Below are 12,951 nucleotides of genomic sequence, written 5' to 3' on the forward strand. Positions count from 1 at the left end.
CTCAGCAAGGGTCTTTCTGTCTCAGACGGACCAAAACCCGGTGGCGGGCCGGCTTATCGCGTTAGATGCCCTCTTTGCGGGCCCGGATGATCAGGGTGCGGGGCACGTACTTGTAGGTCTCGCGCCAGTGCTGGCTGCGGGGAGCGTTGCTGACGGGCTCGGGCTCGATGATCGCGTCGACGCGGTAGTTGGCCCGCAGCAGTCCCATGTAGAGATCGGCCATCGTGTGGCGGTAGTCGGTGAACGAGATGCCGTTCCACTCGTAGTCGATCGGCGTGCGGTCGAAATACGAGCGACGGATCAGCAGCGGCTGATCCGAGTCGTCGTCGATCATGTCGTAGGCGGGATGCGGCAGCGAGAACACGAGCGGCGCGCCGGGACGCAGCACGCGGTGGACCTGGCGGAACACGCGGCCGAGGTCCTCGACATAACCGAAGGCGTAGGCGCTGAAGACGAGATCGATCGACTCGGCGCGGGCGAAGGCCAGATCGGCGAGGTCGCCGAGGCGCAATTCGACCTTGACGTTCTCGCGGTCGCACAGGCGCCGCGCGAACGCGAGCTGTTCGGAGGAGAAGTCGACGCCGATGGCGATGGCACCCTGCTTGGCGAACGCGATCGAGCACTGCGCGCCGCCGCAGCCGAGCTCGAGAACGCGTTTGCCCTTCAGGTCACCGAGCAGGCGATAGTCGGCCTCGGTGCCGATGTCGGGGCCGTAGTGGGCGACGTCGGTCGGCAGTTGCGCGCCGGCTTGATACGCGGCGGAGTGGCGGTCCCACGCGGCGGCGTTGTCAGTCGGCACCGAACGATTCTGACCGAGTTAGGCCTCCGAGTGGGTGACGGCTTCTTCGCCCATCCACTCGCGCAGGGTGTTCTTGAGCTTCATCTGCTGGATGAAGATGTCGTGCTCGGGCAGCAGCGCGACGTCGCTCGTCATCGGCGCCTTGAAATAGAAGCTGAGCCACTCCTGCACGCCCTTCTCGCCGGCGCGACCGGCAAGGTCCATGAACAGGGCGAGGTCGAGGACGATCGGCGCCGCGAGGATCGAGTCGCGACACAGGAAGTCGATCTTGATCTGCATCGGGTAGCCCATCCACCCGAAAATGTCGATGTTGTCCCAACCCTCCTTGTTGTCGCCGCGGGGCGGGTAGTAGTTGATGCGGATGACGTGGGAGATGTCCGAGTAGAGCTGCGGGTACTCCTCGGGCTGGAAGATGGTGTCGAGCACGCCCTGCTTGGACACTTCCTTCGAGCGGAAGTTCTCCGGGTCGTCGAGGACCTCGCCATCGCGGTTGCCGAGGATGTTGGTGGAGAACCACCCGTGAAGACCGAGCATGCGCGCCTTGAGGCCGGGAGCGACGATGGTCTTCATCAGCGTCTGACCGGTCTTGAAGTCCTTGCCGCCGATCGGCACGCCCTCGCGGTCGGCGAGTTCACGCATGCAGGGCAGGTCGCAGCTGAGGTTGGGCGCGCCGTTGGCGTAGGGGACGTGGCTCATGATCGCCGCGTAGGCGTAGATCTGGCTCGGGCTGATCATCGGGTCGTTGGCGACGAGGCCCGCCTCGAACGCCTCGACCGACTGATGGACCGCGGTGACGTCGCGGTACGCCTCGGTCGACGCGCACCACACCATCACGAGGCGGTCGCAGCCGTTCTCTTCCTTGAAGCGGGCGATGTCGTCTATCAGCTGCTGCGCCAGTTCCATCTTGTTGGCGCCGGACTTGACGCGGGTGCCGTTGAGGCGGCTCACCCAGTTGTGGTCGAACACCGCGTCCATGGCGACGACGCCTTCGAGGTCGCCCGAGATCGGCGCGATGTCGCGCTCTTCGAGCACGCCGGCGGTGCGAGCCGCTTCGAGGGCGTTGGGCGAGATCGGGTCCCAGCCGCCGAAGACGATGTCGTCGAGCGAGGCCAACGGGACGAAGTCCTTGATCAACGGGTTGCGGTTCTCGGCACGCTCGCCGAGGCGGATGTGCGACATCTGGCTGATTGATCCGATGGGCGCGACGCCGGTCTGGCGGGCCTGCATCACGCCGGCGATCACGGTGGAGGCGACGGCGCCGAGGCCGGGCAGGAGCACGCCGAGCTTGCCGGTGGCGGGAGCGATGGTGCGAGCGGTCATTCGGCAAGCGTAAACGAAAGTGTTGCTTTCGGTTCGATTGTTCAGGAACACTAAACAATATGCGCGACCTGCCGAACCTGTCCGTCCAGCAACTCGAATACTTCGTCGCCGTGCACGAGGCGCCGACGTGGGGCGACGCGGCCGCGGCGGTCGGGGTCACGCCCTCCGCGCTGAGCCAGGGCCTCGCGGAGCTGGAGCGCCGGTTGGGGGTCGTGTTGTTCGAACGCGACGGCCGGAGGCGGGTGCCGACCGCCGCGGCGGCCACCGTCCTCGACCACGCTCACGCCGTGCTCGCCCGCACACAGGATCTGGCGCGCTGGGCCCAGCGCCGCCGCGCCGGCACCGCGGGCGCCGTGCGCGTCGGCATGATCGACGCGGCGGCCACGATCCACTGCGCGCCGGGCTTGGCGGCGTTTCGCGCCGCTCGCCCCGACGTCGACGTGCGGCTCCAGGTCAGCCCGTCGGGCGAGCTGCTGCGCGACCTGACAGCGGCGCGCCTCGACGTCGTGGTGTGCGTGGCCCCGGCCGACGTGCCCGAGGGCGTTACCGTGGCGCCGCTGCTCGACGAGGACCTCGCTGTCTACGCCCCCGTCGACGCCGCGCCCCGCGCGTGGGGCCCGTGGGTGACCTATCCCGTCGGCTCGCAGACGCGGGCGCTGATCGACGACGCCCTGCGACGCGCCGGGCGGCCCGTCACGATCGTGGCCGAGTCGCACCAGCCCGAAGTGCTGGCCCAGATGGTGGCGCTCGGGCTCGGGTGGACGGTGCTGCCGGTGGCCCAGGTGCAGCGCTCGGGCGTCGAGTTGCGCCGCGTCGGGCGCGACGCATTCGTCCGCCGCTCGCTCGTCGTCGCCCGCCGCGCCGACGGGCCCGCCGACCCGGCCGTCGACGCTCTCGTAACGGCTATCGGCTGCTGACCCCGGTCACCCCTGGCCGGCGACTTTGCGGGCGTTGGCCGGTGCGTCGATCACGATGTTCGATCCGATGTCGGTGAAGGTGACTGAGTACGTGTTGATCTGCGTGCGCTGTTCGGGCGCGACGCCGGTCGTGTCGAGCGTCTTCTGGATGTTGCCGTTGGCGTCGGTGGTGACGATGGTGCGCGCCAGCGGGTAGACGGTCTCGGTCATCGACGTGGTGATGGCGAGCCGGCGCACGACGTTGCTTGTGTCGACCCAGACGTCGAACTTGGTCACCTTCGTCGTCGCGTCGACGATTGGGCCGAGACCGAGATTGACGGCCGGAACCTGGTCGAGTCGCGTCGCCTTGAGATGGTGCGTGGTGACGCCGTCGACGGTCGCGGTTCCGACGTCTTCGAAGCCCGCTTGCTCCGCAGAGTCCGTGACGAGGCTGCGCGGGTCGACGCTGAAGATGTCCGAGCCCGTGACGTGTTCGTTCGTGTCCTCGAGCCACGTTTCGTGGCCGGGCACACCGTCACGAAGGTAAAACCGGCCGTCGACGACTTTGTTCGCGAACTCGAAGGAGCTGTCGCGCCCATCACCCATATCGCCGGAGTCTTGGGTCCCGAACGACGACCGGTCCTCACCGGAGAACTCGACCGTGACGGTCCCGGTGTCGTGAACGAAGTGGCCGTTGTTCGACGTGTACGTCACGTGGGCGACTCCCGACGTCAAGGCGGCGGCCGTTGACGCGGCGATGCGCTCCATATTCGGCGCGATCGCGGCGTGTGACGGCGACGGGGAGTGGGTGGTCGTGTCGTGGGGAATGACGACGAGAGCGGCGACGAGCGCGGCCGCCACCGCCGCGACCGACGCCAAGCGCACCGGCGTGACGACTCGGCGCGGCGGACGCGGCGCTGACGACACGATGGCGTCGAGCAATTGCGGGTCGGGGGCAACAACGTCGGTGACGGGCCGGGCGGCGCTCAATCGGTCGAGCAGTTCATCGGACATCGGGAACCTCCTGTAGGTCTCGACCGCTACCTGTCGCGTGTTCGGCGCGCGTTACCGCGGCGGCGAAGCGTTGGCGGGCGCGGTGCAGCCGCACGCGGGCGGCGCCGGGCGAACAGCCGAGGGCGACGGGCAAGTCCGCGAGCTCGACGCCGTCCCACGCCACGAGACGCAAGACCTCGCGATCGTCGGACCGCAACGCGTCGAGGGCGGCGCGCAGCACGCGCGTATCGGATGGCTCGTCGGGGGGCGGCGTCGACGCGTCGCGCGGCGCCATCAAGTGGAGCGCGGCGCGCCGGCGCTCGGCGCGCCCGCGGTTGCGCGCCACGTTGCGGGCGACGCCGAAGAGCCAGGCGACGGCGGCGTCGGCGGGGATGTCGGCGAACCGGCGCCACGCGATCGTGAACACGTCGGCTACGAGATCGTCGGCGTCGGCGCCGGTGATGCCGCGGTGCTGCGCCCACCGGTGCAGCGGCCCGTAGCTCTGCGCGTATAGCGCGCGAAAGCGCGCCTCTGCATCCACGACTGGATCATGTCGTGACTCGGCCCCTTGTTACAGAGCGGTACTGTGCGCGTCCAATGGCTTCACGTTCTGAGTCCGTTGCCCGCAAGGACGACGACCGCACCGCCGCCGTCGACTTCCGCCTGGCCCGCAACGCGGTTATCACCGACTACCGGGCGAAACGGATCACGCGCGAGGACGTGTGCGATGCCCACCCGGAGCTGCTGCGGGCGGCGAAGGCCGGACGCCGGACGAACGAGGAATGCCCGATCTGTGAGGCCGACGCGCTCGTGCATGTCACCTACGCCTTCGGGCCGCGCCTACCGGCGCGGGGTCGCTGCGTCGACACCGCCGCCGAGATGCGCCGCTTGGACCAGTCGGGCGACGAGCTGAGTTGCTACGTCGTCGAGGTGTGCCCGACGTGCAAGTGGAACCACCTCGTACGACGGGTGCCGCTCGGCGGGCGCCGGCCCCGCCGCTGACGGCGCGCGCCGCCCACGTCCGTCGCTCGTCGCGACGCAACCCGCGGCCGGCGCCGCGCACCGTTCCCGTTGCCATCGCCAACGGCGCGCTGGTTTCCGGCGCGGTCCTGGCGCTCACCGAGCGGGGCGATCTGTGGACCCTCGCCGTCGCGCTCGGCGTCGCGGACGGCTCGGTGCTCACCGCTATCGCCGTGTTGGGCGCCGCGGCCGCGACACTCGCCCGTACCGGTACCGCGGGTCTGGCCGGCGTGGCGGGGGCGCAGGCGGTACTCGGTGCCGCGGGCTTCACCGGCTCGGCGCTCGCCGTGGGTGCGACGTGGGCCAGCGCCGTAAGCCTCGTGCTGGTGGCTCGCCAGCGCTCCGCCGGTGCGGTGCTCGGACTGACCGCCGGCTTGCTCGTTGCCGGGCCGTCGCTGGCCGGCGGCGTGAAGTCCGTCGGGACCTGGGTGCTCGGCGCGCTGGTGGGCGCGGCGATCGGGCTCGTCGCCGCGCCGGGAGACCAGAGACGACCGTGGCAGCGCTACGTCGCGCTCGTGTTGGGCGCGGCCGGGCTGGCCGTAGGGATCGCTGCGGGGTATCACTAAGTCGTGCCTGTGACGCGACTGAACCATGCGGTGCTTTACGTCCGTGACGTGGAGGTGAGCGTGGCCTTCTACCGCGACGCCCTTGGCTTCAAGGTGGTCAACGAGATGCCGGGCGCGGCGTTTCTGCAAGCGCCGGCGTCGACCAACGACCACGACTTGGGGCTGTTCCAGATCGGCGCGGCGGCGGGCCCCTCCGGTGCGGGTCGCAGCACCGTCGGGCTGTACCACCTGGCGTGGGAGGTCGACACGCTCGCCGAGCTCGGCCGGCTGGCGCAGGAGCTGTCCCAGCGCGGCGCGCTCGTCGGCGCGTCGGACCATTCGACGACCAAGAGCCTGTACGCCCACGATCCCGACGGCCTCGAGTTCGAAGTGGCGTGGATCGTGCCGGCGGCCTTCATCGACGACGCGATGCTGGCGGAGCGAGGCGTCCAGCCGCTCGACCTGCCGAAGGAGATCGCCCGCTTCGGCGAGACCACGCGGGGTGGCGTTGGCGTCTCTGTCTGAGCGCGTCGGCGCCACGCGCCTGCTGTTGCCCCTCGTCGTCGGCGCCGCCGGGTCGGCGGGCGTCGCGGTGGCGCACCACAATCCCGACAAGGGTCCGGCGGTTGTCGCCGTGGCGTCGCTCGTCGCGGTCGTCGCCGCCGTCTTCGACGAGCGCGGCGTGGCCGTGGCCGCGCTCGGTGTCGGTGCCGCCGGTGCGTTCCCGGTGCCGGCGGGGCTGGCGCCGTTACTCGTCGCCACCGGCACGATCGTCAGCACCGAGATCGGGCTGGTAGCGCGCGGGCTGGCGCGCTGGCGCGTCCTGCTCGACGCCCTGGTGTGTGTCCCGGCGGCGGCGGGGTTGGCGGGGACGGTCGCGGCGCAACCCAGCGAGCGCGGTGAGGTGCTGGCGGGCGCCGCCGTCGTGGCTCTCGCCGCGACGCTGTGGCGCAACCGGACCGTGCCGCTGGTGGTGACGGCCGGGTCGCCCGTCGCGTATCTCGGCGCCGTCGCGGCGGTCGCGTTGGCGCTCGCCCCGGATCGCATTCATGCGCTCGGCGACCTACCGCCGGCGACGATCACCGCGGCGCGTTCGCTCGCCGCCGGCCTCGGTGTGTTCGTGCTGGCGGTGGTGGCCGACGTGCTGTGGGCCGAGGGCCGAGCGGCGCCCGGAGTCAGCCGGCGCTAGCTGGCCTCGACGACCTCGTGCGGGTAGATCGACCGGCACGACATACACCAGCGCTCCACCTCCTCGACGACGGTGGCTTTTGGCTCCTCTTCGCCCCACTCGTCCAGTTCGAGATAAACGCGATGCACAGAGACGAGGTTGGCCTCGTGCGTCTCGTACCGGGCGCAGTTCTCACAGGCCAAAAAGTCGGGCGCTGATGCATCGTCCACGGAATCGAATCTACAATCGCGGTACTCGCCTGGAGCCATCCGGCCCGGGACGAGCTCAAGGAGGAAACCTCATGTCTGGTCTGAAGCCAGTCACCGTGCCTGATGTCCGCGCGTCCAAGGGCCAAACACCGCTGGTGATGGTCACTGCCTACGACGCGCCGACGGCGCGCATCGCCGACGACGCCGGCGTCGATCTCATTCTCGTCGGCGACTCCGTCGCCATGGTCGTGCTCGGCTACGACGACACGCTCCAGGTCACCATCGACGACATGGCGCACCACACTGCCGCCGTGGCCCGCACCAACCCGCGGGCGCTCGTGGTCGGCGACCTGCCGTGGATGAGCTACCACACGGGTCGCCACGACGCCGTCGCCAACGCCGCCAAGCTGATTCGCGCCGGCGCCCGCTGCGTCAAGCTCGAAGGCGGCGCCAAGCGCGTGCCGGTCATCGAAGCGATCGTCGACGCCGAGATTCCGGTGATGGGCCACCTCGGTCTCACGCCGCAGTCGGTCAACGCCATGGGCGGCTTCAAGGTGCAGGGCCGCACGGCCGAAGCGGCGCGTGTGCTGATCGACGACGCCAAGGCTCTGGTGCACGCCGGCGTGTTCGCCATCGTGCTCGAGTGCGTGCCCGACGACGTCGCCCGCATCGTGACCGACGCCATCGACGTGCCCACGATCGGCATCGGCGCGGGCAGCGCGTGTGACGGTCAGGTCCTCGTGATGCACGATCTGCTCGGGCTTGAAGACCGCGTCACGCCCAAGTTCGTGCGCCGGTATGCGCAGGTGAAAGCCGACAGCGTCGAGGCCGTCAAGGCCTACGCCGCCGACGTACGCGCCCGCACCTTTCCCGGCCCCGACGAGGGCTACCGCCTGCCGGGCGACGCCGCCGAGGAACTGGGCCTGTACGGCGGCACTTCACGGGACCACGGCGGGCGTGCAAGCATGTCGGCGTGACATCGGTCGACGACCCCGCCACCAACAAGTACTTCTCGCCGGCCCACCACCGCCTCCTGAGCGTGTTGGCGTGGGTGCTGTTCGCCCTCGGCTTGCTGGCGTGGTTCGTCGAGGGGGCCAACCGGCCGCTTGATCCCGGCTTCGCTCCCGCGGTGGTGCTCTTGGCGCTGTGCGCTCCGCACATCTTCGGCTAATTGCCCTGGGGCTGGCCGTGCTGCTTGGCCTGCCCGTCGTCATCGGAACTGCGGTGGTGATCTACCGGTCGTTCACGTCGTCCGCGCCGGCGGCGACACCGGCCGAGCGCAACGTGCTGCCGACCGTGGCCCCGTTCGGCCGCGTCGGGTTTCGCGTCGACGACAGTCCGCGGGTGCACTGCGCGTTGCTCGCGGCTACGCCCGAGGCCCAGGTCGAAGGCATGCAGGGCAAGCACACGTTGCTCGGCTACGACGCCATGGTGTTCGCCTTCCCCGAGGCCACGACGGTGCACTTCACCAACCACTTCGTGCCGATCGACCTGTCGATCGGGTGGTACGACGCCGCCGGTGTCCTCGTCGACGCGACGACGATGACGGCGTGCCCGTCGGGCCAAGACTGTCCGGAGTACGCGGCGAAGGACCCGTTCTCGTACGCGGTGGAGACGCCCGTCGGTGGGCTCGCGGGTTTGGGGTTGACGCACGCTGGCGCCGTGCTCCACGTGGGTGGAGGATGCCCAGCGTGAACTCCGCCAACGTCCGCCTGGTGGCGAGTGCGCTCGTCGGGGTGGTGCTCGGCGCGGTGATGGGACTGCGGGGGCCATGGCAGGTCGCGGTACTGACGGGCTGGATCACCGGGGCGGCGGCGTTTCTCGTACAGGTGGGCGTGCAGATCCTCACCTGTGACGCCACCCGCACGCGCCAGATCGCTACCGACGAAGACGTTTCGCACGTGCTGGCCGACGCCACGCTGCTCACGGCCGCGGGCGCGAGCCTCGTGGCCGTCGGCTTCGTGCTGTTGAAGGCGAGCCACTACCACGGTGCCAGCCGCGGCGGCGTCGCCGGCCTGGGTGCGCTCGGCGTGGCGCTGGCGTGGTGCACCGTGCAGACCCTGTACACGCTGCGCTACGCGCGGCTCTTCTACGAGACGGGCGACGGCGTCGACTTCGGCGGCGACGCGCCCGACTACCACGACTTCGCCTACCTGGCGTTCACGATCGGCATGACGTATCAGGTGTCCGACACCGCGATCACCCGCCGGCCGCTGCGGCGCACCGTGCTGCGCCACGCGTTGCTGTCCTTCGTGTTCGCCACCGCGTTCATCGCCGTGCTCGTCAACGTGGTGGGCGGCCTGCTGTGACGCGCGACGCGTTCGAACTGCTCGACGAAGTCGGGCTCCCCCGCGACGCCGCGGCGTTGACGATCGACGGGGCGCCGCCGGTGCTGCCGTCGAAGTTCCCCATCGGGGCGCGTGCCGCCGCGGCTCTCGGGGCGTGCGGCGTAGCGGCGGCGACGGTTTACGCCGACCGCACCGGCGAGTCGCAGGACGTGTTCGTCGACCAGACTCGGGCCGAGACGTCGCTGTTGAGTTTCATGCTGAACCGCGTCGACGGGGTGATGCCGCTGCGCACTGCCGAGGGCAACCCGCTGGTCGCGCTGTACGAATGTGGCGACGGCCGCTGGGTGCACCTGCACGGCGCGTTCCCGAAGCTGGCACAGCTGACCGTCGACGTCATCGGCGGCGCCGTCGGCGACGACGCCACGCAGGTGGCGGCGCGGGTGAAGCAGTTCCGCGCCCACGAACTCGAAGACGCGCTCGCCGCCGCAGGCGCCTGCGGCGCCATGGTGCGCAGCATCGACGAGTGGGTCGCGCATCCTCAGCGCGACGCGATCGCGCCGCTCGGCCGGGTGTCGATCGAACGCATCGGCGATGCACCCGTCACGCCCGCCGGTGCCGGTGCGCGACCGCTCGGCGGGGTGCGCGTGCTCGACCTCACGCGCGTGCTCGCGGGACCGACGTGCGCCCGGGTTCTGGCCGAACACGGTGCGGACGTGTTGCACGTCAACGGCGAGCACCTCGACAACGTCGAGGCGTTCGTCATCGACACCAACCACGGGAAGCGGAGCGCGGCGTTGGACCTGCGGCGCACCGAGGACGCCGCTGCGCTCCGCGCGCTGATCGGCGGCGCCGACGTGTTCTCGCAGGGCTACCGCGGCGACGCCCTGGCGCGGCGCGGGTTCGGTCCCGACGATGTGGCCGCGCTGCGGCCTGGCATCGTGTACGTGACGATCAACTGTTACGGCGACGTGGGTCCGTGGCGGCTGCGCCCCGGCTGGGAGCAACTGTCGCAATCGGTGACCGGCATCGCCGACGCGCAAGGCGAGCCGGGCGCACCGCGCCTCATCCCCGCGGCGGCGGCGGATTACACGACCGGGTACCTCGGCGCCCTCGGGGTGATGGCGGCGCTGCGCCGCCGCAGCATCGAGGGCGGGTCGTACCACGTGCGCGTCTCGCTGTGTCAGACGGCGATGTGGATCGCGCAGGATGGTCCGTGTGTCGACCCGTCGACGGCGACCGGTTTCGGTGACACCGATTCGTGGCTCACGACCGAAGCAACGCCGTTCGGCGAGGTGGTGCACATGACCCCCGTCACCCAACTCTCGAGAACGCCCGCCCATTGGGCGACCCCTGTCGTCCCGCTCGGGACGCACCCACCCACCTGGAGGTAGCCGATGTTGAAAGAGTTCAAGTCGTTCGTCCTGAAGGGCAACGTCGTGGATCTCGCCGTTGCCGTCGTGATCGGCGCGGCGTTCGGCAGCGTCGTCAACGCGCTGGTGAAGGACCTGCTGACGCCGCTGATCGCCATTCCCGGCAAGTCGGACTTCAGCGCGCTGCACTTCACGATCCGCCACAGCACGTTCCTCTACGGCGCGTTCATCAACGAAGTCGTGGCGTTCCTGCTGATCGCAGCCGCGGTGTTCTTTTTCGTGGTGAAGCCGATGAACGTGATGATTGCGCGGCGCAACCGCGGCCAAAGCGAAGAGGATCCGGTCACCCGCGACTGCCCGTTCTGCCTCAGCGTCATCCCCAAAGCGGCCAAGCGGTGCGCCCATTGCACATCTGAGGTGAATCCCGTCTGAGGGCTCTTGTAACATGACCCGCTCGCTCTTGACCGGTGGATCCATCCGGGGACACGGCAGCGAGGGCGAAGGAGGACCAAGCAGGTGGACGAACAGCAGGCAGACGCACTGAACCGCGCCGGATTCGAGGCGCGGATCGCGTTGTTCGAAACCATCCGGTTGCGGGCCGAAGGTGCCACGTCTGCCCAGCTCGTCAACCTGGCTGAGGCGTGGGCCTGGCTCACGTCACCGGCGCAGCCGCACGGGTCCTCAGCCGCCCCGAAGGGCGGCGCGTAAGCGCCGCCTCAGCCCTTAATCAGGCTGGCCAGGGCCCAGACGGCGGCGATGAAGCCGAGCGTCGCCATGCCCAGGCTGCGCCCGACCGGCGCCTTGTCCAGGTCGCCCTCGTTGTGCCGTTTCGGCGGTCGCACGATCGCCATCACGTTGCCCAGCACCATCGCCGCGCCCAGCGCCAGCACGAGCAGCGGCAGCAGGTCGTCACCCAGTAACACTCGCTACCTCCAACGCGGCCGGTTCGTTCCTCACGACCAGTAATCCTGCGGCGAGGATCGCCACACCGCCAATCAGCGTGCCTCGTGACGGCGACTCGCCCAGCACCAGCCACGCCCAGAACACCGCCGTGGCCGGTTCCAGGTAGCCGAGCACGCCCGTGGTGGTCGCGCCGACGATCGACAGCGCACCGAGGTACACGGCGATGGCGACGCCGGTGTGGACCACACCGAGCACGACCAGCCACAGCCACGACGGCTCGGGCGACGGGAAGTGCACGGCGAGCATCACGATGGGCACGATCAGCACGCCGGCGCCCGTCATCTGGATCTGGGCGGCGCGTACGCCGCCGTAGGTGTCGGCGAGCGGCTTGTTGACGAGCACCAGCGCGATGAAGGTCACCATGGCGAGCAGTGACAGGGCCAGGCCCTCGGCGCCGCTGGCGTGCACGGCGCTGCCCGTCATGCAGGCGAAGCCGACGAGGGCGAGTCCGAGCGCGGCGATGGTCCGCCGGTCGATGTGCTCGCCGAGCACGCTCGGGGCGAACGCCGCGATGCCGACTGGCGCGAGGAAGATGATGAACAGCGCGGTACCGATCGGCGCGTGCTGATACGCCGCGATCTCGGCGAGCCAGTGCACGAGCAGGATGAGGCACACGGCGACGCAGCGCGGCCGCTCGACCGACCACACCTTGGGCCCGGAGGGCCGGCCGCGGCGGCGTTCGTAGACGAGCACCGCCGTGAGGGCGAGAGCGCCGAACCAGAAGCGGGCGGCGACGATGGCCGCCGGCGGCAAGTGGACGCTGCGCACGATGAGGGGCACGGTGCCCCACCCGGTGGTCGTCGCCGCGAGCAGGAGCGTGGCGCGTCGGCGTACCGTTGGGTGCATGGGTTTTCATCATGTCGCCTTCGCCAGCCGGAACACCGACGCAACGCATCGTTTCTACACCGAGGCCATGGGCTTTCGACTGGAGAAGGTCGTCGTGGGCGCGTCGCCCGAAGGCGGCTGGGCCAAGCACTTCTTCTACGACACCGGTGACGGCTCGCTGATCGCGTTCTGGGAGATCCACGACGACGCCAACGCGCTCGTCGAGGCCAAGACGGCGATCTCCGACGACATGGGCCTGGCGCACCACTACAACCACCTCGCCTTCGACGCGCCGACCCTCGAGGACCTGGCGGCCAAGCGCGACCGCTGGCTGGCCAACGGCTACGACGTCGCCGAGATCGACCACGAGTTCTGCGTGTCGATCTACACCGACGACCCGAACGGGATCATGGTCGAGTTCTGCTGCACGACGCGTCCCTTCGACGACGACGACCGCGAGCAGGCGAAGCAGCGCCTCGTCGAAGCGATCCCGGCGCACGATCCCGACCCCAAGATCTCCTTCCACCTCGCCGCCGAGTACAGCCCGGCGTAGTA

The 12,951-nt window shown here is 69.8% G+C and carries 20 protein-coding genes; 13 read left to right on the top strand and 7 right to left on the bottom strand.

The window, feature by feature from the left end; genetic code table 11:
* Positions 1–61: 61 nt before the first annotated feature.
* Both VHC63_00535 and VHC63_00540 read right to left on the bottom strand, forming a co-directional pair.
* A complete protein-coding gene (locus VHC63_00535) occupies positions 62–799 on the bottom strand; it encodes a class I SAM-dependent methyltransferase (GenBank protein HVV35059.1) in 738 nt (245 codons plus the stop codon).
* Positions 800–817: 18 nt separating this feature from the next.
* The gene (locus tag VHC63_00540; protein HVV35060.1) at positions 818–2,119 is read right to left on the bottom strand and encodes an inositol-3-phosphate synthase; all 1,302 of its coding nucleotides are present in this window, start codon (positions 2,117–2,119) and stop codon (positions 818–820) included.
* Between the two features lie 59 nt (positions 2,120–2,178).
* Here VHC63_00540 and VHC63_00545 point away from each other — a divergent pair, with 59 nt between their 5' ends.
* On the top strand, positions 2,179–3,036 hold the full coding sequence (locus tag VHC63_00545; GenBank protein HVV35061.1) for a LysR family transcriptional regulator: 858 nt from the start codon (positions 2,179–2,181) through the stop codon (positions 3,034–3,036).
* 6 nt (positions 3,037–3,042) lie between these two features.
* Here the strand turns inward: VHC63_00545 and VHC63_00550 are convergent, their stop codons facing one another.
* Entirely contained in the window at positions 3,043–4,029 is a 987-nt protein-coding gene (locus VHC63_00550) for a hypothetical protein (protein HVV35062.1), read from the bottom strand.
* Positions 4,019–4,549, bottom strand: coding sequence for a sigma-70 family RNA polymerase sigma factor (locus tag VHC63_00555; GenBank protein HVV35063.1), 531 nt, complete (start codon positions 4,547–4,549; stop codon positions 4,019–4,021). Before VHC63_00555 ends, VHC63_00550 begins: the two co-directional genes overlap by 11 nt.
* A gap of 56 nt (positions 4,550–4,605) precedes the next feature.
* Here VHC63_00555 and VHC63_00560 point away from each other — a divergent pair, with 56 nt between their 5' ends.
* From VHC63_00560 to VHC63_00575, 4 genes are read left to right on the top strand one after another with little or no spacing between them, the layout of a single operon-like run.
* Positions 4,606–5,010, top strand: coding sequence for a DUF5318 family protein (locus tag VHC63_00560; protein HVV35064.1), 405 nt, complete (start codon positions 4,606–4,608; stop codon positions 5,008–5,010).
* Positions 4,956–5,594, top strand: coding sequence for a hypothetical protein (locus tag VHC63_00565; GenBank protein ID HVV35065.1), 639 nt, complete (start codon positions 4,956–4,958; stop codon positions 5,592–5,594). Before VHC63_00560 ends, VHC63_00565 begins: the two co-directional genes overlap by 55 nt.
* 9 nt (positions 5,595–5,603) lie before the next feature.
* Positions 5,604–6,098, top strand: a complete 495-nt coding sequence (locus tag VHC63_00570) for a VOC family protein (protein ID HVV35066.1) — start codon at positions 5,604–5,606, stop codon at positions 6,096–6,098.
* Complete coding sequence (locus tag VHC63_00575) at positions 6,082–6,762, top strand: hypothetical protein (protein ID HVV35067.1); 681 nt, start codon at positions 6,082–6,084, stop codon at positions 6,760–6,762. The genes VHC63_00570 and VHC63_00575 overlap by 17 nt, the downstream gene beginning before the upstream one ends.
* Here the strand turns inward: VHC63_00575 and VHC63_00580 are convergent.
* A complete protein-coding gene (locus VHC63_00580) occupies positions 6,759–6,971 on the bottom strand; it encodes a hypothetical protein (GenBank protein ID HVV35068.1) in 213 nt (70 codons plus the stop codon). The two genes, VHC63_00575 and VHC63_00580, sit on opposite strands and share 4 nt — an antisense overlap.
* Positions 6,972–7,066: 95 nt before the next feature.
* Here VHC63_00580 and panB point away from each other — a divergent pair, with 95 nt between their 5' ends.
* From panB to VHC63_00615, 7 genes are all read left to right on the top strand, one after another.
* Positions 7,067–7,927: a 3-methyl-2-oxobutanoate hydroxymethyltransferase gene (gene panB / locus VHC63_00585; protein ID HVV35069.1), complete on the top strand. Its 861-nt coding sequence runs from the start codon at positions 7,067–7,069 to the stop codon at positions 7,925–7,927.
* Positions 7,924–8,121, top strand: coding sequence for a hypothetical protein (locus VHC63_00590; protein ID HVV35070.1), 198 nt, complete (start codon positions 7,924–7,926; stop codon positions 8,119–8,121). Before panB ends, VHC63_00590 begins: the two co-directional genes overlap by 4 nt.
* A 17-nt stretch (positions 8,122–8,138) precedes the next feature.
* Positions 8,139–8,645 (top strand): DUF192 domain-containing protein, encoded by a 507-nt coding sequence (locus VHC63_00595; GenBank protein ID HVV35071.1) that lies wholly within the window; start codon positions 8,139–8,141, stop codon positions 8,643–8,645.
* Positions 8,642–9,259, top strand: coding sequence for a DUF1345 domain-containing protein (locus tag VHC63_00600; protein ID HVV35072.1), 618 nt, complete (start codon positions 8,642–8,644; stop codon positions 9,257–9,259). The genes VHC63_00595 and VHC63_00600 overlap by 4 nt, the downstream gene beginning before the upstream one ends.
* On the top strand, positions 9,256–10,629 hold the full coding sequence (locus tag VHC63_00605; protein ID HVV35073.1) for a CoA transferase: 1,374 nt from the start codon (positions 9,256–9,258) through the stop codon (positions 10,627–10,629). Before VHC63_00600 ends, VHC63_00605 begins: the two co-directional genes overlap by 4 nt.
* A gap of 3 nt (positions 10,630–10,632) precedes the next feature.
* On the top strand, positions 10,633–11,040 hold the full coding sequence (mscL, locus tag VHC63_00610; protein HVV35074.1) for a large conductance mechanosensitive channel protein MscL: 408 nt from the start codon (positions 10,633–10,635) through the stop codon (positions 11,038–11,040).
* An 84-nt stretch (positions 11,041–11,124) separates the two neighbouring features.
* A complete protein-coding gene (locus VHC63_00615) occupies positions 11,125–11,316 on the top strand; it encodes a hypothetical protein (protein HVV35075.1) in 192 nt (63 codons plus the stop codon).
* Positions 11,317–11,324: 8 nt separating this feature from the next.
* On the opposite strand, the gene VHC63_00620 is transcribed toward VHC63_00615, so the two are convergent.
* Together VHC63_00620 and VHC63_00625 are read right to left on the bottom strand one after the other, a co-directional pair.
* A complete protein-coding gene (locus VHC63_00620) occupies positions 11,325–11,531 on the bottom strand; it encodes a hypothetical protein (protein HVV35076.1) in 207 nt (68 codons plus the stop codon).
* The gene (locus tag VHC63_00625) at positions 11,518–12,417 is read right to left on the bottom strand and encodes a DMT family transporter (protein HVV35077.1); all 900 of its coding nucleotides are present in this window, start codon (positions 12,415–12,417) and stop codon (positions 11,518–11,520) included. Before VHC63_00625 ends, VHC63_00620 begins: the two co-directional genes overlap by 14 nt.
* Between VHC63_00625 and VHC63_00630 the strand changes: the two genes are divergently transcribed.
* On the top strand, positions 12,416–12,949 hold the full coding sequence (locus VHC63_00630) for a VOC family protein (GenBank protein HVV35078.1): 534 nt from the start codon (positions 12,416–12,418) through the stop codon (positions 12,947–12,949). The two genes, VHC63_00625 and VHC63_00630, sit on opposite strands and share 2 nt — an antisense overlap.
* Positions 12,950–12,951 lie beyond the last annotated feature (2 nt).

The organism is Acidimicrobiales bacterium, assembly GCA_035546775.1.
Classification (GTDB): Bacteria; Actinomycetota; Acidimicrobiia; order Acidimicrobiales; family JACCXE01; genus JACCXE01.